Genomic DNA, 22,411 nt, shown 5'->3' on the forward strand with positions numbered 1-22,411 from the left:
AAATAAATGAAGCGCAAATCACTGCCCTGACAGAACGCGGGGCGGTGATGGGTTGCTTCCGATTCGCTCAATAGTCAATTCGTATATTCTTGTGCTTTGCGCTTTTCAAAACGGACCACGATCGCGGACAAAACTGGCTATCGCTCAAACATCTAGCCCGCGTTTCTCCTCGTGGTCCGTTCCTCCGCTTTGCAGGGTTCCTGAAGGTTGTTACCCGGAAACGACCTGCATATTCACTTATCACAATGAGATTTCATTCTTTTTGAAATGGCTTCTAAAAAAGGCCATTCTTTTTATGCTCCGATCAAGAGCGCAACTGACCCGCCACCTCTTGAAGAAGGACAAAACGATATCCTCGTTTTTTCAGCAAAGGAATCGCTTGGATCACTCCTTCGGCTGTGTCACCGTGGGGTTGGTTCATGTGCAGAAGCACGATCGAACCAGGTTTGACACTCAACAGTGCCCGCTTCACCTGCGCAGTGTTGTATGTCGCCCCGGCATCGCCCAGCACATCGTAGTTGACCGGCTTCAAGCCCAACCGATGCACAATCTTAACAGCGACATCATCGAAATAGGCGGTACCCGGACGAAAAAACATCGGTTTACGTCCGGTGAGCCGTTCAATTTTCCGTTCATTGATCATCACTTCATCCACCACTTGCGCCACATTCTGGGTCCCGCCTATGCCGTAGACCGATCGCCCATCTACCGACAACGGCTTATGCAGATAACCGTGATTTTCGATCTCAAACAGCGGGTTACGGGCTAAAGACTGGAAGCGTTCCGGATTGGCGTCGATCCAGCGGCTGTTGATAAACAGCGTTGCCGGAATCCGTTGTTGAATCAGATAGTCGATCAGTTTTTTGTCATAGCCGCTCCCTTCCTTACCACCGCAGGCATCAAAGGTAAGGGCGACGATTTTTTCCTTGGTGTCAAACCGCTGGTAGATCCCCGGCATGTGTTCTCCCCAACGTAGGGGATGCTTGTTTCCATATGTTTTCAGCAGTGTTTGTTTCAGCAAGGCGTCATGAGCTGCTGTGTTTGCTGTATGCATCTGCACATGTACACCGATAGCGGGATGAGGGTGGTTGAAGGATGGTTGAGATCGCGCGTGCGAATGGGAACACCCCGCGACGATCGTCACCGACAACAACCACGCGATCCACATGTACCATTTCCGATGATGCATGATTCTCACCGTCCGATTCTAATCGGGATAAACCGGGCACGTTCCTTACATACTGATCGGCCCCATATTCATTTTGCCTGTTGGGACCCCGGTTGAATGTGACGGTTTCATGACCAAAAAAGCCGTTTTCCCAAACTGGGAAAGCGGCTAAGGAACCGCATGCATTCACCAGGAAATCAATGTGATGATGACGTCGGCAATGCCGAGCGGCGGCTCCACTCCTCCGTGATTCTGTGAGACGCGACATCAGGAGACTCCACACGTGCCCACATCAAATGCAGTTCTTTTTCCATAAAAGAGAACTGTTCCTCCGTGACCCCCAAATCCCGAATGGATCGCGCATAGGGCAACACGTCGACAAACACATGATATTGTTCGGGGTGAACGTCAGATCGCCATAATGTGCGATCTTCGGCTACATCCTTACGTGCCGGAATCGTACATGATTGCCTCTTGATCTCGCTTTGCGTTTCCCGACTCGTCAAAAAATCGACCAATGCTTCGGCGGCAGCCCGATTGGGCGAGTTCGCATTGATAGCCAGACCGTTGCCCAACAGCAGTGTCGCCTCTTCCCGCCCCATCGGGGGAGTCAAAAGGTCCCAGTCCATACCCTGATATCGGAATTCGTTCATGAAATAATACGTCGTCAGGATCATCGCTGCACGTCCACGAATAAACAGATCCTCAGCCAAACGGTCGCTTCCATGTGAAAAAATGGGAGCGACGCGATGCTGATACATCAGGTCTACGCAAAAACGAAGCGCCTCAACATTACGGGGATGATCCAAAAGGAGCCTGCCGCCGGCATCAGCCAACTGTCCCCCGTTTTGCAAAAGGAACACCGGCCATCTATTGCGGGAAGCGGAGAAACAAAAACCGTACTGATCGCATTCACCGTCCGGTGACCGAATGGAACATCTTCGCGCTGTTTCCACCAACCCAATCCAATCCCGGATCGGGTTGTGCTCCCGGATGCCCGCCTCTTCCCACATCCGTCGATGGTAACCAATCACCACCGGTGAAAAGACAAACGGTGTGGCATACTGCACATCGTCATGCTGAAACATGCTCAATAATGGGGGATAGGTCGATGGTTCCCGTTGCATTTCCTCAGGCAAATAGGGATGGAGCTGATGTACCCAGCCTTGCTGAACCCACCGCAGAAAGAAAAAGTCGGGAAGCACGAACACATCGATGACTGTTTCCGTCGCATTCCACTCCATCAATGTCTCCACATACTCCGGGGTCGGAATCGGCACCAACTGAACACGCAACATCGGAAACCGCTCTTCAAATTGTTGGAGCAACTGACGCACCACAGGTAACTCATAAGAAGGGGAAAACCAGCCCAGTTTGATCTTGGACAGACGAATGTCTCCTTTACGCGGATAAGTCACCATGTTTCCCCTGCCGGCGATTTTGAGCAACAATCCCTCGGACACCAGCTCCGATAGCGCCTTTCTCACCGAGCCGCGGCTCAGTTCGTACAATTCGGCCAATTCATGTTCAGATAGAATGAAGTCACCGGGTTTCAGTTGACCGGTCACGATTTGTTCCCGCAACGAACGGACAAAACGTTCATACCGTCGGTCAAACGTACTGCGGCGCCGCAGATTCGTCACTTTTTCACCTCCATATCGTTTATTGAGCCGGTTGTCCCTTTTCGTTGATCGAATTCCCTCTCCGTGATACAAGTCAAGTCGTGGCGGGCTTATCCGAGGGCACTCCCGCCGCCTGACGGGCCAACACCAGTGCGCCCACCACACCCGCCTCATCCCCCAGCGCAGCCGGGACGATCTCTACGCCGTCACCCACCCCTTGTAGCACACAACGTTGAAACTCATTTCGGATAAACCCAAACAACCGGCCACCCAATAAGGAGACACCTCCCCCGATGATCACCCGCTCCACGTTCAACAAGTTCACCGCATTGGCCAACGCAAAACCCAAATACTTCCCGGCACGGCTGATCGCTTCCCGTGCCAGCGCATCCTGAGCATCGAACGCTGAGCCGATGCGTTCCACCGTGAGTACTTTACCATCGTCGAGACTTGTCTCCACCCCATCGGCCATCCGTTCCCGTACGAACCGGACCAACGAGGAACCTGATGCGATCGTCTCCAGACAACCGCGATTGCCGCACGTACACGCCATCCCCTCAGGCTCCACCACCATATGGCCGATTTCTCCTGCACTACCGGTTGCACCTGCATAGATGCGACCATCCAACAACATTCCCGAACCGATCCCTGTTCCCAGCGTCAAACATAAAAAATGGCGAAAACCCTTGCCAGCCCCAAATTGATACTCCCCCAACGTAGCTGCCCGCACGTCGTTGTCCACGCGAACTGGCACCCCGAAGTGCCTGTGGAACACCTCAGATACCGCCACCTGTCGCCAATTTAAATTGACCGCCAACCGGACCACACCACGCTTCGCGTCGACTAATCCCGGAACACCCAAACCGATGCCACCCAATCGGGAAATCGGCGTCCCTGTTTCCGCCAACATAGCCTCAACTGCATCGATGATCCGCTTGAGCACCCTGGCCGCCCCGTCCGCCGCCAGAGTGGGGATCCGTTTTTTGGCGAAAACATTGCCATTCCTATCTCCCAAAGCCATCACCACATTGGTGCCGCCGACATCAATGCCGAGCCAAACTGATTCCATCTACAACTGCACCACCTGGGACAAATGACGCGGGCGATCCGGATCATATCCGCGCCGGATGGCGTAATGCACGCCGAATTGTTGCAAGGGTAAAAGTCCGAGCAGGCCACGGGTCCAATCTCCCGCCGATTTCTCCAGTGGCGTGTGACGGTCCACGTTGGAAAACAGATCCGCACTCCCTCCGATTACCCAAACGCGCCCGCCCAACTGCTTCAATTCCCGCATTAACTGGGGTTCGTACTCCCGCCCCCTGTCGGAAGCAAACAAGACGATCAACGTTTGATCATTCACGATCGATTTGGGCCCATGCCGGTATTCCAATGGATGATATACTTCGGAAGGTTGAACGGCCATCTCTTTTACCTTCAATCCGGCTTCCTGAGCGATTCCGTACAATGGTCCCGCCCCCAAACAAACCACTGTCCGGTAATCTTGTCCGGACAAAGCCTTCCCCTCTGCTTCCAGTTGCGTCCAAGCGGCTATACGATCAGGTAATCCCGCCAGTTCAGCTTGGGCATACCGATTTTCGCCCAGCAAAGCGCCACTGATGAGCAGCAGGTACAGCATGCTGGTGAAGGATTTGGTCATCACAACGCTTTCTTCCCGTCCGGCGGGTATTGCCAGCGTATCATCACAACGTTGGGTCAACGCGCTGTCAGGGTGGCAGGTAACAGCCAACGTACGTACACCCTGCATTTTTTCTGCCGCTTCCGCCACCAACAGACACTCGGTCGTCGTACCGGATCGGGAGATGATCACCAACAGTGTGCGCTTGCCCGATGCGTGCTGATCCGGATATAAAAGCCACTCCGATGCAGGTACGCTTTTGGCGGAATAAGTCGTCCATTTGGAAAATGCGGCTGCCGCCGAACTGGCAAGATAATAGGACGATCCGCAACCGGTGAACACCAACTCCTCGATTTGACCCGCTGACAACAATCTGCGCCAAACAGCTTGGTACGAATCCCGTGCTTCCCAAACCGTCCGCCATGTCTGAGCCTGCTCCGCCATCTCCTTCATGGTCACCTGACCGTTCAACAACATCTCCCCCTCATCCTCGGATCGGCCATTCCATGCCGAACCGTTCTTTCCATTCCCGTATCAATCGCTTGCAGTAAGCGTCGCTCAAATGCCGCTTGGCACCATTCATAATCAACTGACAATACAATGGACTGGGGCGAAATTCCCGATCCGACTTGTTCACCACCGTGTACGTCACCGCCTGGATTGTACGGCTGTCCCGGATGACGTCCACCTTCATTCGCCGATAGTGTCCCTGTGAGACCCCTTCCCTGTCATCCAACGGCGGCCATGCGGCCGGCTTCAATCGATATAACACCCCTTCCATTTCACCACCCGGATCCGGGAAAATGTCGCCCACACCACCACCTCCCCTGGAGTGGCTGTAGAGGGGAAATGCCAAACGATAATCCTTCAACCGGGCACCGCCCAGCAATTGATACTGGTCTTTTCCGACGGTTCTGGCAAAACTCGACTCATCCATGCATGAACCGTAGGCAAAATAATACAGCAGCTGTCCCCCCTCTCTTTTGACTATTTCGATATTTTCTGAGATACAATAATTTTTTGTCATCCATGTACATTATAACAAAAAGCCGGGTAAGATAGGAAAAAGGTGGTGAAACGAATATGCGACCCACATCAACTGATAATCGGGACAAAGTGTGGTCAATCCTGTGCCATGCCAGTCTGGTGTTTTTTCCGTTGCTGTTGCCGCTGTTGGTATATTTGGTTAAAGACAAATCCCCGTTTGTGGAACATCATGCTAAAGAGGCGTTTATGTTTCATGTCGGGGTGTTGGTCGCGCTGTTTACATCCAAAGTGCTGATGTTGGTGCTGATCGGATTCCTGCTCTTCCCACTCGTAGCACTGTCCGCTTTTATCCTAACAGTTTGGGCGGTGATCCAGACCTGGAACGGACGGTGGTATTCCTACCCTGTCACAGGTCGGTGGGCACGAAAAATTTGATCCCACCCGTCGGGCACCCATGATGGATCGCCCCGGCCGATTCGGCCGGGGCGTATTCGTCGCTGACTGGAGAAGGCTTCACACCGGTTAGGAGCTTCCTGGTTTCGGTTTGGTGGTCATCGGCATTGGCGGCACGTGTCGCAGTGTCCACCAAACAAAGACCTGGACAAAACCGATGATCAGCAACAGCCAACGCAGCTCTTCCCAATCATTCGTTTTGCTCACCCACCACAAAAATAACGCCAGACTCAGTACCCTTCCCAAATTTAATGCCAATTCCCGCGCCACCACATATTCGATCCGCAGACGGGCCGTTGTCTTGTTTTCACCGATCACATCGAAGACGGTGGATGTCAGCGGCACCATGTAGAGGGGATAAAACAGGGCTGCTCCCACCCCCAACAGAAACAATGACCATGTGTCCACCTTCCAGACAAACGGCAGGACGACCACACCCATCATCAAAGTACCGACAAATATGCTTTCATCGCGCCATTGGATACGTAGATAACGGCCCACCAACAAAAAAGCGATCAGGGAAACCAGTGAGCTGACTGTCAGAAAACTGCCCAATACCATCTCGTTTTGCGTGGTGACATAAATGAGCAGTGCTACCAGAAAAGCAAACACCCCTTCACGTGCCCCTTGAGCTACACTGGCTGCCATCACCCACCGCCATCGCTCTTTCATGCTAAAGGACTGCCGGAGTACGCTGACCAACTGGTACTCCCCCTCCACTTTGCGGCGTTTCAACAAAAAACTGACCACGACCGCCGCCAGAAAAATGGCCATGGAAAGGCCAAAAACGATACGATACCCCGTCAATCTGTCCACGCGCGTAATGATCCAACCGGATAACAGCGGGGCTACGATTCCGGCTACCGACCCCAAAAATCCGTTCATCCCGTTGAACACATCCCGGTTGTTCCGCTCGGTGATTTCAAAGTACAAAACGTTGAACGCCAACCAGAACAGCCCTGCTCCGATTCCGAGCAGGGTGCCCAACCAAGAAATGTATCGGGCCGATCCGTCTCCAAGCAACAGCACACATAAATAGAACAATGCATGCACGGCCACTCCCCAACGGATCACGATCACCCGATCGACACTTTTGGCTATGCGGCCGGCCACGATAAACGTGACCGCCATCGCCGCATACTGGAGCAGGTTAAACCAACCGATCAAGCCATAGTCCCGTTTTAGCTTCCACAGATACACATTGACGAACGTGTTGGACAACGCAGTGGAGACAGCAAATAATCCACTTATCGCCAACAACAACCAAGCTTGCCGATCCAGTCGATTCAATCTGTTGAGTATGCCCATGCAAATCACCCATTGATAGGGTAACCAGCATGCACAGCATTAAGCGATATCCCCCAAGGTAAAAAATGCTGGGGATGAACGGGATGGCGAGCGAGGCGGCGGTTCTGTTGGAGAGCCGGGTGTCTTTTCCGGTGAGCAACCCTCAAGTTTAGGGCGTGTCTGGTATGAGCGAAGACTCGGAAAGCGCAGGAATGAATCGCGGGCAACTCCCTCTCAGCGAAACGTACTTGCTTGCGTCCTTCGCTCCGGGTTGGAGCGGCCATGATCTCCTTCCTTCCAGGGCGCTGGTGGAGCATGCTGTGAAAGCAATTGGACAGCATTCACCTAACACGCTCTAGAAACAAGGCGAGAGGGAAAAGGAGCACCCAGGTGAATCGGAGTACAGTGATACCTTAGGAATGTCTACGCAACCGCAACAAAGGTTCCGTCAGCAGAAAACCCGCCAACAACCCGCCCAAATGAGCCGCCAAGTTGATATTGGGTTGAAACAAGCTGATCAACAGATTGATCCCGACAAGCGCCACCAATCCCTTTCCGGTTTCCGGATCAATTGAACGTCGCCAGTACAGATACAGATAAACACCGAACAGGCCGTATATGGACCCTGACGCTCCGGCCGTAATGACTGAATAATCCAGCCAATAAGTAACCAGGTTACCGATCGTTCCGCAAGCAAGATACAACAGCAAAAACCAGATCCTCCCCATCAACCATTCCAACTGCGGTCCCAACAGGTATAAGGCAAAACTGTTGAACAAAAAATGCATCCATCCGATATGAAGAAACACGGGAATAACCAGTCGCCACCATTCACCTTGCGACACCAGCGTGCTTTCGTAGGCACCGTAACGGATGAGCACCTCCGGGTCGGTCGTCCCGCCCTGCAATGTCATCATGGCGAACAACACCGTTTGCACCGCGAGAATGCCGGTAACGACCGGGAAATAATATGGAAATCGCTGTAACGGGATTTGCGTGTGCCCAAACACCGCCGTTCCCCCTCTTCGGATTAGGGTGTGCCGTTCATCTGATGGTACTTGCGCTCACTTGAATGTGTGTCAGATCCGTGAAGCCGCCTTGGCGATGGGTTGGCCCATTTGAACTGGATCCTCTGGACGCCAATCCCGACACCATTGTATCTTTCCTTTTTCAAACAACAAAATGACAGTGGAACCAAACTCAAACCGTCCCATTTCTTCCCCTTTTTCCAATTCCGGTTCGGGATCGTATGATTTCTTCTCCAATTGCTTTTGGCGTGGCCGATTGGTGACGATTTCCGGGTCGTATGTCACTTTGACACTCCCCACGTTAGTCGCACCCACTTTGATAACGGCCACCGTTCCCAATTCCGGGGAAGTCAGATAGGTGATCAAACGTTCATTGCGCACGAACAAACCGCGAACGGCTCGAACACCGAATGTATTGACCGGAAACAGCGTGCCCGGAATGTAGGTCAAACCCTGGATACGCCCTTTAATCGGGGCATGAATCCGATGATAGTCGCGCGGACTCAGATAAATGGTAACAAATGTTCCGTTTTCAAATTGTTTAGCCCGCTCACCATCTCCCCCCAACAGGTCCTCCAACTGATAATCCAACCCCTTTGCCTGGATCAGCGTGTCTCGGGTGATTGTTCCGAGCTGGGAAATGGTACCGTCCACCGGGCTCACTACCGTATCAGGAGAAGGATCGACCGGCCGCGCTCCCGGTTTCAGTCGTCGAACGAAAAACTCCATCAAGCTTTCATATTCTTCCCATGGCTTTTCGATTTCTGACAGGTTGATGTCAAATCGTTTGATGTAATAAGGAATAAAGCGTTTGCTTACCGGACTGCGTGCGAAACGCCCCATCCACCGGGATATCGTTTTTTTGGGCAATGCATGCAACAAGGTCAACAACATCCGGTCTTTCATTATGTCCTCCTCAAATACCCGTAGTGAATTTCCGCTTATTTCCTGTTTGTGGTTCGATATTCCATGACTGAATCGCGTTTGGACGGGGAGAATACTGATCGGAGGTGATCATCCATGTACCAAAAAGGTACGCCGAAAACCAACGCTCAACAGGTCCGTCAGCAAAACCGTCAGTCTGCGGGCCAAGCGTATCAAACCGAATTCGCTACTGAATCGGCCGGTGCTGCTGGTGCCCAAACGAACGCTCAACGCGTGCGCCAACAAAACCAACAGTCTGCGGGCCGTCAGGCGTTCCAAACCGAATTCGCTACTGAATCGGCCGGTGCTGCTGGTGCTCAAACGAACGCTCAACAAGTTCGTCAACAAAACCAACAGTCCCAAAGCCGTAAACAGCAAAACCAACAGTAAGCGAAATGATCACCCAGCCCATCCTGTCCTTGTGACAGGATGGGCGTTTTACTTGTTTATTGCGAAGTCCTTTTATTTCGATTTTCCTGCCACACCGGCTGACAACACCATGCGAAGCGCTTCGTCAACGGGAAGGTCCAACACCTCGATCTCACTCCGTTCAAACCAATGCAAATCCCCGGCAAACTGCAAACTCTGGGGAAAATACACACCGACGTACTCTTTCCCGTCTCGGGTGGTAAAGCACGGTTCTTTCACGGTCAGAAAACCGATCCGTTTTGTTCCCGCCACAGTGACAAAGACCACGGTATCAAACGATTTTTTCTCTCCAAAAAAGGAGTGAATGGTATCCTTCAGTGTGCTGTAAATTCCCTTGATGAGCGGTAGACGTTGAATGATGGACTCCATCCAGTCCAGCAGCTTTTTCGTCACCCACAAACGGGCGAGAAACCCGACCAAGAGGACAAAGCCGATGACAACCAATACACCCAGCCCCGGAAATTCCAAGCGATCGGGCAACCAAATCATTCCCCAGCCGTTAAGTAGTTGATATACATAGCGCAACAGGTAAACGGTACCCGCCAGTGGCAGAACGACCAACAATCCGTTTAGAAAATAGACAGTCAGTCTTTTCATCACGCGCCACTGTTTCATCGATAATCTCCCCCCGTCAACGGGCCTGGTTCTGCATGAACCGCTGGTAATACAGTTGTATCATCTTTTCCGCAATCGGGCCGGCCCCCACCGCACCGTATCCGCCTTCCGGTACAACGACGGCTACAGCGATCTGCGGATTGTCGGCAGGAGCAAAGGCAATGAATACGGAGTTTTCCACCCGGCCGCGTCCCGGAATATCCTGCTCCGACGTACCGGTCTTGGCGGCCACCTGAAACGGCAGTCCTTTGAACAGCTGAGCAGCAGTTCCGCCGGGCTGGGTAACCGCCACCATCCCCTTCGTCACCGTATCAAAATACTGAGGATTGATCGTAGCGCGATTCAACACTTCCGGTTTCGTTTCTTCAACCACTTTATTGTTTGCATCCACTATTTTTTCCACCAACTGCGGACGTAACCGCACCCCTTTGTTGGCCAAAGTGGCCGCATACTGTGCCAGCTGCAATGTGGTATAACGTTGGGCCTGACCGAATGAGGCCAGCGCCATCGCTCCCAATCCAGAGAATCGCTTGGCGATGCTGCGATAGTCTTCCGTTCCGTCCTGTTCCCCTTTCAACCGGACACCTGTGGGAACACCCAACCCAAACAGGTGTGTGTAGTTTATAAATTTTTTCAGCGCTTCATCTTTGTCCCGTCTATACCATTTCGTACCTAACCATGCCATGAAGGTGTTGGAGGATTTTTGCAGCGCCCGGATCGGATTCAGCACGCCGTAGTTGTGCCCGCCGGCATTACGGATGGGCGGAGTCGCTTTCGCATAGTAAAATTTCCCGGGGTCGGTCCAATACGTCCACGGTGTGATCAGTTTTTCCTGAAGCCCCATCAAAACCATTAGCGGCTTAAACGTAGACCCCAATGGCAACACTGAAAACGGATGCCGGTTTACCACCCGGTCCGGGTTATCGTAACCGCTGGCATCAAATGGCGCCTCTTCGATCGTGCCGTTGCGAATCCTAAATCGCAGGTTTTCGTAGTCTTTGGTCGAAACACGCCGATTCCAAATACCTGGATCATAGTCGGGGTAACTGACCATCGCCCGAATCTTACCCGTTTTGACTTCCATCGCCACCGCGTAGGCCGATTTGGCATACGGCGCCTGATTTTGGCCTCCCATCGTCCGTAAATGGCGCAAATGCTCCTCGATAAACTTCTCCGTCTCCAACTGCATTTGTTCATCCAATGTCAAGTATAAGCTGTTACCCGGTCGAGGATGCACCTCTTTGAGCACCTGCACCACTTTACCCGATGAATTGACCCTCACCAGACGGTATCCGTGCTTGCCGCGCAATTGGTCCTGGTAGCTGTACTCGATTCCGTCCATCCCCACCTGCTCCCAATCCAGGTACCCCCCTTGATCCGGCTTTTCCGCAGCCGATTTGTATTTTTTCAAGGAGGATTTTGCCCCTGCGAACGGCCGGACGTAGCCGATCGTCTGTACTGCAAACGTATCATCCCGATATTTTCGCAGGGGTTCCATGATCACGTTAATTCCGGGAAACAGGGACGGATTTTCCACCAGTTGGACCACTTCTCGTTCCGTCAGGCGGTCCTTGATCTTTTTCGGATAATAGGGAGGCTCTCTGCGGGGCACATCATTTCCTTTGGCATCCAGACCCACATCCATAGACTGAAGGACTTCTTCCAACGGCAGATGCAATACTTGGGCCAACCGTTTGGCAGTCGCCAGCTTTCGTTCTTTCGAGTCATCCGTTTCCAAATAAATGGCCGTATATAGCGATTGGTTGGTCACAATCGGTTTGCCGCTCCGGTCGTAGATATTGCCCCTTGGGGCAAGAACGGGAATTTGCTTGAAGTTGTTCTCAGCAGCGAGGCGATGATACCGTTCACCGCCGCCCAACTGCACCCAACTCAATCTTAGAACCAACACCACAAAAAGTAGAAAAACAACCAACCACAACACATGCAACCGTTGGAAACTCATCTCTTTCGGTGTCATGTGATGCCTCGGTCTGATCATCCCGATCATCCCAACCCTTCTACCGTTATGGGTGTCTGGCAAATCCGCTTTTCGAGTGAACCTGATTCCTCTCGTTCCTGTTTCTCTTGATCTCAAAAATCGCCCGTAGAAAACAGGCCACTCTTTCTTTCTGGCCAGACACTCCCGAAAAACCATCGCAAAATCCGTCTTCTAGTTTAACACAAAACCTCGCAACAAAAGGGGACAAAAGCGCAACTTTACGTGAAAAGGACAACGGTCGTGACAGGTTTCTCCTACCAATCATAGTGTAAACTATACGAGATTGATTGGAAGGAGAATCATATCCCGTGTCTTACACCCATGCCGAATGGATTCGCGAACACAGCAAGCGGATGGATGGTGCTTTACGTACCCATCTCATCCAACGGTATCAGACGCTTCGCCGTATCCCCTGTTTTTTGCACAATCTGACCACCTATGTCATACACAAGCTGTCCCGTACCCGCGTACTCATCAAAATGTCTCCCTCTTCCACTGCCAGCCTGCAATGGGCAAAAGAGTGGATGTATGAAACTGGCCGTCCCACCATGAAATATTTCCACAGCATCGGGATGTTTGCCACCCAGCTGTCAATGTCCCAACTTCAGTCGCTTTTGGAAATGCCGTCAGTGGAAAAAGTATATTTAGACCGCAAGGTGCATGCACTTCTGGACACCGCCGTTCCTTCCGTCGGTGCTCCCCAAGTTTGGAGCGGAGGAAATGAGGGAGAGGATGTCACCATCGCCATAGTGGACACAGGCATCCATCCGCATCCCGATTTGACACAGCCGACCAACCGGATCATCGCTTTCAAGGACTTTGTCAAAGGAAAAACCAACCCTTACGACGATAACGGCCACGGCACACATTGCGCCGGATGTGCCGCCGGCAACGGATACCGTTCAGACGGTAAGTACAGGGGCGCCGCCCCTAAAGCCCGTTTGGTGGGAGTCAAGGTACTGGACAAAATGGGCTCCGGTAGCTTGTCCACCGTAATCCAAGGGATCCAGTGGTGCATCGATCATCGCGATGAATACGGTATTCGTGTGATTTCCTTGTCACTGGGCAGCACCAGCCATCTCTCCTATAAAGATGACCCGGTATGCCAGGCGGTGGAAGAAGCCTGGAATCACGGCATCACTGTCGTGGTCGCCGCCGGAAATGAAGGGCCCGAACCCAGAACCATCGCCAGTCCGGGCATCCATCCCCGGGTGATCACCGTCGGGGCCACCGATGACCACAGCACAGTAGACAATAGTGACAACACGATCGCCTCGTTTTCCAGCCGGGGGCCTACCATTGACGGGATCGTCAAGCCCGACCTCGTCGCTCCGGGCAGCCAAATCACTTCCTTGCGCGTAAAGCGTTCCTACCTGGACAAAATGTCTCCAAACAGCCGAGTGGGTGACGACTATACCTCCTTATCCGGCACGTCGATGGCCACCCCCATCGTCGCCGGTGTCACCGCCTTGCTTCTCACATCCGATCCCGCCCTCACCCCCGATCAGGTGAAACAACAACTGCTCGAAAAAGCACAAGATCTCAAGTTCCCGGAAAACGAACAAGGGCGGGGTCAGGTCAGCGCCTGATCACCCACCCCGATATTACCGAACCAATACACGCACACTACGATACGCATTCACCATCCCCAACTCATCCGTGCCGCTGATCGGCCCACACGTCTGGGTGAGGATTTTTCGCACCTGTTCCGGCGTCAATTCGGAACGCAGATACAACATCAGGGCCACTGTACCGGCCACGTGGGGCACCGCCATCGACGTTCCGCTCATCTCGCGGGTCGAACTGTTCAACCATGCGGAACGAATTTTGTCCCCCGGTGCCGCCAGATCCGTCCCTTCCCCCAAATTGCTGAAGGAAGCCAACTGCCCGTTTTTCCCCGTAGCCGTCACCGCGATCGTTTCCGGGTAGCGGGCCGGATAGTCTATCATCGACCGGTTTCCCTGATTGCCCGCCGCGGCCACCATCACGATACCCCGCCTGTGTGCCAATTGGATCGCGTGGCGAAGCGCCTCGCTCGCCTTGTCCATTCCAAAGCTCATGTTGACGACCTGCATCCGGTTTTCAATGCACCAATTGATCGCACTCAACAAGTCGGACAGATTGGCGCTTCCCTTTCGGTTGAACGCTTTGACCGCATACAGATGGGCCCGCGGCGCCACCCCCAATACCCCCAGCTCGTTGGACCGTCCGGCGATTGTTCCCGCGACGTGGGTACCGTGACCATTGTAATCATACGGAGAAAAAATGGGAGACAAAATGTTGACGCCCCCCTGATAGTTGTCCCGGATCGCCGGATGATCATGAGCGATCCCGGTATCGATCACTGCTACCCTCACCGCACGTCCCCTACTGATTCTCCATACGCGACTGGCCTCGATTTGCTGGACACCCCAGGGCACGGTATAAGGCTGTTCCGAGATCACCGCTCCCACATAGGGATCGGTGATCGTCACTTGGATGTCGGGTTCGATATATTCCAAGCCCAAATAGCGTTCCGAATCGCGAGGATGATCATGAACGAACTCACCTATCACCATTCCCAGTTGCGGCAACAACCGAACCGACCGGCAGCCCATCTGACGAAAATAGCGCATCAACGTGCGCGGATCGTTCCATTTCCTGACATAAAATATCTTTCGAAATCGATTCTGTCTCGGATCATGCCGGTGAGGAGGCGGGGAATTAAACCATCCCGGCATCTTCATCTTATTCACTCCCCATCATCACTTCTTTCACTGACACCGAATATATTGAGACCGAATGCGTGTACCACAGGAGGGTGGATACCATGCCAACCAAACGGTCTTCCAATGACGATTCCGCCAACAAGCGGAACTTGATTCAAGGGTTGGAGAAAATGAACCTGCTGTCCAAAGAAATATCGTCGATGACTTCCCAAATGGAACAATGGATACAGGCATTGAATAACCTCTCTTTTGCCGTTAAAGACAAAGACCTTCTTCGCGACGTCATTTCCTCCCTGTCTAAAATGCAACCTAAACCGGATCGGAAAAACCCGAAACCGACCACTTCCCAGCAATCGCCCCCATCCCAGCCATCGCCCCCATCCAAGAATGAAAACAACTCCTCTTATAAGCCGCACTCCCCGGACGGGGACAGTTTGTTCGATCTTCTCAACTCACCGTCATTGGAAAACATCGTCAAACATGTGATGGAGAAAAAGAAAAAAGGGTGATGGGGTTACACCTCACCATGGAAGGAACTCAATAGGGGTGGAAAGGGGGATGGTCGGCGAAGCCGGCAACACCTCAACGCCCCTGTTTTTTCTTTCGCGGGCGATGTTTTCGTGTTTTGGTCAACAGGTATGCGATCCGCCTGGCCGCCGCCTGATCAGGGCCTGAATCGCCTTCACCGCGCTCCGGTGACGCAGTTGCCGATTGAGCGGATTGAATTTGGCGCAGGAGTTGCATGATCCGATGTCGTCCTTGTTCTCCCTGCCCCTGTTCCGCAAGCCAATCAAGCCAACCATGGGAGCGTTGATGGCGATACGATTCACAAAACCGATCCAGCTCGTTTCTAAGCCATCGGCTGTTGACCAAATGGGGGACGGTCTGATTCCCTATAGCCTGTCGCTGTACCGATGAGATGTTTCTGTCAGTCACGATGCCACCCTCCTCCTTGCTTTTTATACCGTCACAGGCTCCAAACACCCCCTGGTGCTTACACCATTACATGTATGTCTCGTCTGGGAGAATGCACACGTTATTCACCCAGCCTGTCAAAAAAAGGGCCTGGGCCCAAGGCGTGTCTAATTTATTGGTCCGCTTCTCTTATCCGGCTCTCTCCATCTCATCCTCTCGGGAAGATGCTGGTCATGGGCGCGAACCGGAGGCACAAAGCACGGGCATAATGCGTTCGATTGAAGGCGAAATCCTCATCCTGATCCAGTAAGCTCGGTCAGTCGCACGCATGAGGGACACATTACGTCCTGTCCATTTACCAGACACCCTTTAAGGGAACTTTGTCCCGTCAATGACTTCCAATTGCCTCTCGCTCCAAAATGACTGCACGCAAAGAGCCATGCATCCATTCGAGTATTAATATTTTCAGAAATAATGATATAATCAAACAAAAATAATTTGAAAGGAGCAACCTCGTGAATATATCGGAACATAACAGCAAAATATGGGACAGAAGAGTGGAAAAGCACAACCAATGGACCGTACCAGTGGACCCCGATACCATAAAGAGAGCGAAAAACGGTGATTGGGAGATCGTTGTCACCGCTACCAAACCCGTACCAAAAAGCTGGTTTCCTCCTGTAGAAGGGAAAAACATTCTTTTCTGGCTTCAGGCGGTGGACAACAAGGCCCCGTTTTGGCAGCAGCCGGTGGGAAAGTAACCGTTCTGGATATCTCCGAAAACCAACTCCGTCAGGATCGCTTTGTAGCTGAGCGTGAAGGCCTTTCCATCAGAACCGTCAAAGGGGATATGACGAATCTGGAGGCATTCTGTGACGAAGAGTTTGATTTGATTATTCATCCGGTTTCCAATCTGTTTGTGAAAGACATTCAAAAAGTTTGGAATGAAATATTTCGTGTGCTGAAGCAAGGCGGCACACTCATCAGCGGATTCATGAATCCTGTATTTTTTGACTGGGAGCTTTAAGAAAAGGGAATTTTGCAGGTAAAACATCCCCTTCCCTATTCCGATCTGGATTATCTGACGGAAGACGAATGGAAAAATCACGATGACATGGCCATCGAATTCGGTCACACTGTTGTTCCGCTCGCGGCTCGTGTTTCAAATGGAAAATCCAACAGGCAACCAGTATGTTTAGGTGGAAGATTCACTTGACCAGATTTCCTTGAAGATCCGCTAGGTTAATTCGTGTCCATCATATCTTTTGTTGAATCGTTCCGTTAAGGCGGCAGTCTTTACGATCGCAGAGTGGACTGACTCAACAAACCACAGGCGAGATCATTTCTTGCAGGCAGGAGTTACAGAGGCGATTGACAGTGAGAGCCGGAGCTTCAATGAAAACTCCGACACCAAGGGAATTGTGCCGTTCGAGATCGGGGAGCCTCGGGAGGTTGAGATACGTTGTCGACCAATGAGTTGTCTATGTCTTGCGATGCGATGACTGCTCGGCGGATTGCCTCCTTGGGGCCGCCGTCAACCGCAGCTCCTCCGAGGTCATGTGAATGAAGATTCCGTCGATCATACCAATGGAGGTACGCTCTTTGTTGATGATAGAAACATCGGTCATATGAATTCCTTAGACAATTGTTACCAGGCTGTCAAGCCACCATCCACCACGATTACCTGGCCAGTTATGTAGGCGGCAGCGGGGGAAGCCAAAAAGACAACGACTCCCTTCAGATCCTCCGGCTTGCCGAACCGGGCCATGGGGATATGAGAGAGCATCCGCTCTCCATGCCGATCCAAGAGCGGCCGGGACATTTTGCTGGGGAACCAGCCGGGAGCGATGGCGTTCACCTGGATATTGTGACGGGCCCAGTTGACCGCAAGATCTTTGGTCATCGTGATCACCGCACCTTTGCTGGCATTGTAGCCAACAGTCTGCATGTATTCCGGGTGGCCTCCCACCAGTCCGGCCACGGAAGCAATATTGATGATCCGCCCTCCCGTTCCCCTCTGGATCATCCTTCTCCCCGCCGCCTGGGTCATCAAAAAGGTCCCTTTCACGTTGACATCCATCACCCGTTCAAATCGATCGACCGGCATCTCCTCCGGCGGTGCCCCCCAAGTGGTCCCGCTATTGTTAACAACGATGTCGACGGAACCGAAGGCCTCCTCCGTGGTAGCCACCACCCGTTCCACCTCATCCGGGTTGGTGACGTCGCAGGCGAGAGCGAGAGCCTCTCCCCCCTTGGCTTCAATTGCTTCCTTTACCTCTTGGCATGCCTCCAAATTGCGGGAACATAGAACCACCTTGGCTCCGGCCTCTGCTAGGCCTTCCGCCATATGCTGCCCCAATCCTCGCCCACCTCCGGTGACGATGGCCGTTTTTCCTTCCAAGCGAAACAAATCGAGACTATTCAATCCAACCATCCTTTCTATTCTCTATACACATTTCAGAAGGAAAGCTGATATTTTTTCAGCTTCATATAGAATCCTTTGCGGCTCATACCCAAACGTTGGATGGCTTCCGTCTTGGTTCTGGATTCCCGTAGGGCCTTAATGATCATCTCTTTCTCTACCTGCTCCATGACCTCTTTCAGGTTTGCTTTAGAAGGAACTTTCTTTTTAACGGGAGGTGTTAGGGCTTCTTCTCCGCTCTCACAAATGGCAATTTGACCACCTTTGACAGACTCCCAGATGTGCTGCGGCAAGTGCTGAACATCCAGAAGCTGCCCTTCGGAGAGGACGTACATGTACTCGATACAGCTTTGTAGCTCTCGCACGTTGCCAGGCCAGGAATACCTTTTAATCATGTCCAGGACCCGCGGAGAGAAGGCTTTCTGCCGACCGTGCCGTTCCTCCAGCTGCCGCTTGAAGTGCTCTGCTAACAGGAGCACATCAGAAGAACGTTCCCTGAGGGGCGGGAGGTGGATGGGGATAACACTGATCCGGTAGTAAAAATCGGGACGGAACTTCCCGTTTTCCACCATGGACTCCAGATCGCGGTTGGTGGCGGCGATGAGGCGGAAACGGACAGGTCGGGCTTTTGTCCCCCCTACCCGGATCACTTCCCGCTCTTGGAGCACTCGGAGCAACTTGGATTGGAGCATAGGGCTGATTTCACCGATTTCGTCCAAAAACAGCGTCCCGCCCTCAGCCAACTCAATCAGACCAGGCTTTCCGCCCTTTTGTGCTCCTGTAAATGCGCCGGCCTCATAGCCGAAAAGCTCCGATTCGATCAGGGTTTCCGGGATTGAAGCCATATTGAGTGCGATAAAGGGGCCGTCAGAGAAGGGGCTGGCTTCATGGATCGCCTTTGCAAACACCTCTTTCCCTACCCCGGTCTCTCCTCTGAGGAGCACGGTGGTATCCGTCTGGGCCACCTTCTTCGCGATGTAAATCACATTTCTCAACTCCCGGCTCTCGCCGATCAAGCGACTGAAGGGGTCCCCTCCCTCCGCTGCCTTTTCCTTCTTGCACCATATGGGGGTAGACGGGAGGGAGGAGTCGGATGAAAACAGCGAAACTGGGCGAAAAATGCCGATTGCTCCCACTTTTTCTCCTTCGTCGTAGACGGGAAAACTATTGCCCACGATATCCATGCCCACAGATTCGATATAGGAGTAATCGTGATAGACTGGCCGCTCCGTCTCCAGCACCTCAATGATCCGCGCTTTGGGCTCGATGTCGGATAAACGCCTGCCGATCACCTTGTCCCTAGGGACGCCAATCAGCCGGGAATAGGCACTGTTGGCATGAAGGATCTCCGTATCGTTGCCGATAAACAGGAAAATCTCATCCAAATGGTCCAAGATACTGAACCAATTTTTTAGCAACACATGCTGACTCTTGCCCATCATTTCCCCCCGGAACTGATACGTTGTTGTTTTTATTTTTTCATTCATTCTGAATAGAGTCAACATTAGGTATTATATTCCAGCAGTAGAGGGGATGGGACCTCGACTTCTTCTATCCATTCTGCGAGGTTCTTTCTGTAAACGCTTCCTCCTCATACTTGTTTTTGCTTTTTGAGTTCTTCTTCCTGCAGTACCCGCCAGAGGATTTTACCGCTTCCAGACTTCGGAAGAGAGCGAACAAACTCCACGATACGAGGGTATTTATACACTGCCATCTGTCCCTTGGCCCAGTCGATGATATCTTGTTCTGTGACTGTGCCGACTGCCTGCTCTTTTAGAACGATAAACGCTTTCACCGTCTCGCCGCGGCGCTCGTCTGGCACGCCGATGACGCACGCTTGCTCCACAGCGGGATGTTTGTAGAGGATTGATTCTACTTCCGCGGGCCATACCTTGAACCCAGCGGCATTGATCATACGCTTGATGCGATCGACGATAAAGAAGTAACCTTCTTCGTCGTATTTGCCGATGTCGCCAGTGCGGAAGAACGTCTTTCCATCAATCTCGATGAATGCCTTTTCGTTTTCCTCCGGACGATTCCAATACCCCTTGAACACCTGCGGCCCGTGCACGACGATCTCCCCCTCTTCACCCGGGCCGAGTTCCCGCAGGGTTTCGGGATCGACGACGCGCGCATCGACGTCGAAGGACGGGACCCCGGCACACTGTAGCTTCGGACGATCCGGTGGATTGAAGTGAGTTTGCGAAATCGTCTCGGATAATCCGTACCCTTCGACGTAGCGAATCCCCGTCAACTGGTACAACTTCTCTCCCACTGCTTCCGGCAGAGGTGCTCCCCCGCCCCCAATGAGGCACAACGAATCGAGACGGTATTTGGACAAATGGGGATTTGCCAGAAAATCCACGACCATTGTCGTGATGTTTGTCCAGTGTGTGCACTTTGCCCGCTCAATCAACTGAGCAGCAACATCCCGGTTCCAGCGAGTTAAGAGCACGATTGTACTTCCTGTGTATATCGGTGCATTCATGCTGTGTTGCAAACCGGTCACGTGAAATAAAGGCAGCGTCGCCAAAGTAGTGGCATTCGGGGTGAGCTGAAACCAGACACAACTTCCAACTATGTTCGCCTGGACCGTCCGGTGCGTGTGGATGCAGCCCTTCGGCTTACCGGTCGTCCCCGACGTATAGGGAAGCACCGCCAGGTCATCTGCCCCCACTTCAACCGGACCGGGTTGGTGTCCTCTGTCCAGTGCTTCGTTCCAGGAGACCACCGCAGGGTTGTCGATGATACGCCGGGGAGCAGCTACGACCTCTGGGAGTTCATAATCGGATGTGCTGGGTAAATAATCTGAATATGTGGCGACGATGAGGTGTTTGAGAAATCCTTTCTGCAGGACAGGGGCGATCCGTTCGTACAGTTCCTGACCGATAAACGCTACCTTCGCACCGCAATCTGCAACATAGAACGCCAGTTCATCCGTGGTATTCATGGGGTTAATCGGGACCACCACTGCATTCGCACGTAGGATGGCGTAAAAGGCAACGATGAATTGCGGTGAGTTCTGCATATATAGGACTACCCTGTCACCTTTCCCCACGCCCAGTTCCTCTTGCAGATACCCCGCGAGCACATTAACTTCATCACTTAATTTCCGGTAGGAAATAGTGTTTCCGTAGTAATAGATGGCTGTCTTTTGCGGGTAACGGCGGGCAGTGACTTCGAGGTTGTCGGAAATGGTCGTCTCCGGAATGGCCAGTGTGGTCGACAGACGTTTCGGCCAGAACTGAAAATGGCGCTCCGTCATCATTTCACACCTCACCTTGCATGTTGGATTCATCATCCAAGCTGAAGCATTCGGCCTTCATCAGCTGGTTATTTCGCCGTTGAACCACCATCGACAGCGAGGATCTGGCCAGTGACAAAATCGGAGGCAGCTGATGCGAAATACAGAGCCGCACCTTGCAGATCACGTTCTCCTCCGACCCGTTGGAGGGGCGTAGCTGCAATGATTCGGTCGTAACCGCGTTCCAGCACGACTTTCGTCATCTTCGTGGGAAAGAAACCTGGCGCGATCGCGTTGACATAGATGTTGTAGCGGGCCCATTTCACAGCCAGATCTTTGGTCAGCGTAATAACCCCACCTTTGCTTGCATTGTAACCAACCGCGTCTAAACCCTCCGGATCTGAACCTCGCAATCCGGCCACAGACGCGATGTTAATGATCTTGCCGCCTCCCTGGTCGCGCATGTGGCGGCCGACAGCCTGAGACATCAGGAATGTACCTGTCAGGTTGGTTTGGATCACCTTTTGCCACGCTTCATAAGGCATGTCAAAAGCCGGCGCTCCCCAAGAGGCACCGGAATTGTTGACCAGGATATCGATGCGGCCGAACCGTTCAATGGTCTTGGCCACAACTTCGTTCACCGAGTCAGGATGAGTGACATCCAAGGGAAGCGCAAAAGCCTCTCCACCCTGTGCTTCCAGTTCAGCTTTCACTTGTTCACAGTTCTCCACCCTTCGGGAACAGAGCACCACTTTTGCACCAGCTTCCACATAGGCTTGAGCAATCTGCTGCCCTAATCCTCTTCCTCCTCCTGTAACGATGGCGACTTTTCCGTCCAAGCGAAATAAGTTGAGTACGGTCAACTGTATCACCTCATCCAAGTTGGTTAGCAAAACTCGTTGATGTCACTTCTCCGGTCCCGCTCGACAAGAACTGAAGCAGGCAATGACCTTGGCCATCGCCTGCGTTTTTCT

At 52.6% G+C, this 22,411-nt stretch carries 21 protein-coding genes; 5 read left to right on the forward strand and 16 right to left on the reverse strand.

Annotated elements, in window-relative coordinates:
* Positions 1-304 precede the first annotated feature (304 nt).
* The 5 genes from NWF35_RS05770 to NWF35_RS05790 all read right to left on the reverse strand — a co-directional run bounded on the left by NWF35_RS05770 (position 305) and on the right by NWF35_RS05790 (position 5,453).
* Entirely contained in the window at positions 305-1,189 is an 885-nt protein-coding gene (locus NWF35_RS05770; RefSeq protein ID WP_301238138.1) for a polysaccharide deacetylase family protein, read from the reverse strand.
* A 176-nt stretch (positions 1,190-1,365) separates the two neighbouring features.
* On the reverse strand, positions 1,366-2,811 hold the full coding sequence (locus NWF35_RS05775; protein WP_301238139.1) for an extracellular solute-binding protein: 1,446 nt from the start codon (positions 2,809-2,811) through the stop codon (positions 1,366-1,368).
* A 73-nt stretch (positions 2,812-2,884) separates the two neighbouring features.
* Positions 2,885-3,859: an ROK family protein gene (locus NWF35_RS05780; RefSeq protein ID WP_301238140.1), complete on the reverse strand. Its 975-nt coding sequence runs from the start codon at positions 3,857-3,859 to the stop codon at positions 2,885-2,887.
* Positions 3,860-4,903, reverse strand: coding sequence for an SIS domain-containing protein (locus tag NWF35_RS05785; protein ID WP_301238141.1), 1,044 nt, complete (start codon positions 4,901-4,903; stop codon positions 3,860-3,862). It lies immediately after the preceding gene.
* A 7-nt stretch (positions 4,904-4,910) separates the two neighbouring features.
* Complete coding sequence (locus tag NWF35_RS05790) at positions 4,911-5,453, reverse strand: gamma-glutamylcyclotransferase family protein (RefSeq protein ID WP_301238142.1); 543 nt, start codon at positions 5,451-5,453, stop codon at positions 4,911-4,913.
* Between the two features lie 56 nt (positions 5,454-5,509).
* On the opposite strand from NWF35_RS05790, the gene NWF35_RS05795 reads away from it, so the two are divergent.
* On the forward strand, positions 5,510-5,848 hold the full coding sequence (locus tag NWF35_RS05795) for a DUF4870 domain-containing protein (protein WP_301238143.1): 339 nt from the start codon (positions 5,510-5,512) through the stop codon (positions 5,846-5,848).
* 87 nt (positions 5,849-5,935) lie between these two features.
* On the opposite strand, the gene NWF35_RS05800 is transcribed toward NWF35_RS05795, so the two are convergent.
* The 3 genes from NWF35_RS05800 to asd all read right to left on the reverse strand — a co-directional run bounded on the left by NWF35_RS05800 (position 5,936) and on the right by asd (position 9,087).
* On the reverse strand, positions 5,936-7,174 hold the full coding sequence (locus NWF35_RS05800) for an MFS transporter (protein WP_301238144.1): 1,239 nt from the start codon (positions 7,172-7,174) through the stop codon (positions 5,936-5,938).
* A 392-nt stretch (positions 7,175-7,566) separates the two neighbouring features.
* Complete coding sequence (locus tag NWF35_RS05805) at positions 7,567-8,163, reverse strand: rhomboid family intramembrane serine protease (RefSeq protein ID WP_301238145.1); 597 nt, start codon at positions 8,161-8,163, stop codon at positions 7,567-7,569.
* Positions 8,164-8,232: 69 nt separating this feature from the next.
* Positions 8,233-9,087: an archaetidylserine decarboxylase gene (asd, locus tag NWF35_RS05810; RefSeq protein WP_301238146.1), complete on the reverse strand. Its 855-nt coding sequence runs from the start codon at positions 9,085-9,087 to the stop codon at positions 8,233-8,235.
* 114 nt (positions 9,088-9,201) lie between these two features.
* On the opposite strand from asd, the gene NWF35_RS05815 reads away from it, so the two are divergent.
* Positions 9,202-9,495: a gamma-type small acid-soluble spore protein gene (locus NWF35_RS05815; RefSeq protein ID WP_301238147.1), complete on the forward strand. Its 294-nt coding sequence runs from the start codon at positions 9,202-9,204 to the stop codon at positions 9,493-9,495.
* A gap of 72 nt (positions 9,496-9,567) precedes the next feature.
* Here NWF35_RS05815 and NWF35_RS05820 read toward each other — a convergent pair whose 3' ends face one another.
* Together NWF35_RS05820 and NWF35_RS05825 are read right to left on the reverse strand one after the other, a co-directional pair.
* Positions 9,568-10,149 carry a DUF502 domain-containing protein gene (locus tag NWF35_RS05820; RefSeq protein WP_301238148.1) on the reverse strand — a complete coding sequence of 194 codons (582 nt, stop codon included), beginning with the start codon at positions 10,147-10,149 and terminating at the stop codon, positions 9,568-9,570.
* A gap of 16 nt (positions 10,150-10,165) precedes the next feature.
* Complete coding sequence (locus tag NWF35_RS05825; RefSeq protein ID WP_301238149.1) at positions 10,166-12,157, reverse strand: peptidoglycan D,D-transpeptidase FtsI family protein; 1,992 nt, start codon at positions 12,155-12,157, stop codon at positions 10,166-10,168.
* A gap of 299 nt (positions 12,158-12,456) precedes the next feature.
* Between NWF35_RS05825 and NWF35_RS05830 the strand changes: the two genes are divergently transcribed.
* Entirely contained in the window at positions 12,457-13,737 is a 1,281-nt protein-coding gene (locus NWF35_RS05830) for a S8 family peptidase (RefSeq protein ID WP_301238150.1), read from the forward strand.
* A 15-nt stretch (positions 13,738-13,752) separates the two neighbouring features.
* On the opposite strand, the gene NWF35_RS05835 is transcribed toward NWF35_RS05830, so the two are convergent.
* Positions 13,753-14,874 carry a S8 family peptidase gene (locus tag NWF35_RS05835; RefSeq protein WP_301238151.1) on the reverse strand — a complete coding sequence of 374 codons (1,122 nt, stop codon included), beginning with the start codon at positions 14,872-14,874 and terminating at the stop codon, positions 13,753-13,755.
* A gap of 83 nt (positions 14,875-14,957) precedes the next feature.
* Between NWF35_RS05835 and NWF35_RS05840 the strand changes: the two genes are divergently transcribed.
* Positions 14,958-15,365, forward strand: a complete 408-nt coding sequence (locus tag NWF35_RS05840; protein WP_301238152.1) for a hypothetical protein — start codon at positions 14,958-14,960, stop codon at positions 15,363-15,365.
* Between the two features lie 73 nt (positions 15,366-15,438).
* Here the strand turns inward: NWF35_RS05840 and NWF35_RS05845 are convergent, their stop codons facing one another.
* Positions 15,439-15,792 carry a hypothetical protein gene (locus tag NWF35_RS05845; protein WP_301238153.1) on the reverse strand — a complete coding sequence of 118 codons (354 nt, stop codon included), beginning with the start codon at positions 15,790-15,792 and terminating at the stop codon, positions 15,439-15,441.
* 715 nt (positions 15,793-16,507) lie between these two features.
* Between NWF35_RS05845 and NWF35_RS05850 the strand changes: the two genes are divergently transcribed.
* On the forward strand, positions 16,508-16,798 hold the full coding sequence (locus NWF35_RS05850; protein ID WP_301238154.1) for a class I SAM-dependent methyltransferase: 291 nt from the start codon (positions 16,508-16,510) through the stop codon (positions 16,796-16,798).
* A gap of 621 nt (positions 16,799-17,419) precedes the next feature.
* Here NWF35_RS05850 and NWF35_RS05855 read toward each other — a convergent pair.
* From NWF35_RS05855 to NWF35_RS05870, 4 genes are all read right to left on the reverse strand, one after another.
* Positions 17,420-18,196: an SDR family oxidoreductase gene (locus NWF35_RS05855; protein WP_301238155.1), complete on the reverse strand. Its 777-nt coding sequence runs from the start codon at positions 18,194-18,196 to the stop codon at positions 17,420-17,422.
* Between the two features lie 32 nt (positions 18,197-18,228).
* Positions 18,229-19,632 (reverse strand): sigma-54 interaction domain-containing protein, encoded by a 1,404-nt coding sequence (locus NWF35_RS05860; RefSeq protein WP_301238156.1) that lies wholly within the window; start codon positions 19,630-19,632, stop codon positions 18,229-18,231.
* A 152-nt stretch (positions 19,633-19,784) separates the two neighbouring features.
* On the reverse strand, positions 19,785-21,458 hold the full coding sequence (locus NWF35_RS05865) for a long-chain fatty acid--CoA ligase (RefSeq protein WP_301238159.1): 1,674 nt from the start codon (positions 21,456-21,458) through the stop codon (positions 19,785-19,787).
* Between the two features lie 68 nt (positions 21,459-21,526).
* Positions 21,527-22,300, reverse strand: a complete 774-nt coding sequence (locus NWF35_RS05870) for an SDR family oxidoreductase (protein WP_301238157.1) — start codon at positions 22,298-22,300, stop codon at positions 21,527-21,529.
* Between the last annotated feature and the right edge of the window lie 111 nt (positions 22,301-22,411).

The organism is Polycladomyces subterraneus (assembly GCF_030433435.1).
Classification (GTDB): domain Bacteria; phylum Bacillota; class Bacilli; order Thermoactinomycetales; family JIR-001; genus Polycladomyces; species Polycladomyces subterraneus.

Bases quoted from the DNA above. Each gene is read 5' to 3' on its own strand.
- NWF35_RS05770 (WP_301238138.1), bottom strand. From the start codon at position 1,189: ATGCATCATCGGAAATGGTACATGTGGATCGCGTGGTTGTTGTCGGTG.
- NWF35_RS05780 (WP_301238140.1), bottom strand. From the start codon at position 3,859: ATGGAATCAGTTTGGCTCGGCATTGATGTCGGCGGCACCAATGTGGTG.
- NWF35_RS05785 (WP_301238141.1), bottom strand. From the start codon at position 4,903: ATGTTGTTGAACGGTCAGGTGACCATGAAGGAGATGGCGGAGCAGGCT.
- NWF35_RS05790 (WP_301238142.1), bottom strand. From the start codon at position 5,453: ATGACAAAAAATTATTGTATCTCAGAAAATATCGAAATAGTCAAAAGA.
- NWF35_RS05795 (WP_301238143.1), top strand. From the start codon at position 5,510: ATGCGACCCACATCAACTGATAATCGGGACAAAGTGTGGTCAATCCTG.
- NWF35_RS05800 (WP_301238144.1), bottom strand. From the start codon at position 7,174: ATGGGCATACTCAACAGATTGAATCGACTGGATCGGCAAGCTTGGTTG.
- asd (WP_301238146.1), bottom strand. From the start codon at position 9,087: ATGAAAGACCGGATGTTGTTGACCTTGTTGCATGCATTGCCCAAAAAA.
- NWF35_RS05815 (WP_301238147.1), top strand. From the start codon at position 9,202: ATGTACCAAAAAGGTACGCCGAAAACCAACGCTCAACAGGTCCGTCAG.
- NWF35_RS05820 (WP_301238148.1), bottom strand. From the start codon at position 10,149: ATGAAACAGTGGCGCGTGATGAAAAGACTGACTGTCTATTTTCTAAAC.
- NWF35_RS05825 (WP_301238149.1), bottom strand. From the start codon at position 12,157: ATGATCGGGATGATCAGACCGAGGCATCACATGACACCGAAAGAGATG.
- NWF35_RS05835 (WP_301238151.1), bottom strand. From the start codon at position 14,874: ATGAAGATGCCGGGATGGTTTAATTCCCCGCCTCCTCACCGGCATGAT.
- NWF35_RS05840 (WP_301238152.1), top strand. From the start codon at position 14,958: ATGCCAACCAAACGGTCTTCCAATGACGATTCCGCCAACAAGCGGAAC.
- NWF35_RS05860 (WP_301238156.1), bottom strand. From the start codon at position 19,632: ATGGGCAAGAGTCAGCATGTGTTGCTAAAAAATTGGTTCAGTATCTTG.
- NWF35_RS05865 (WP_301238159.1), bottom strand. From the start codon at position 21,458: ATGACGGAGCGCCATTTTCAGTTCTGGCCGAAACGTCTGTCGACCACA.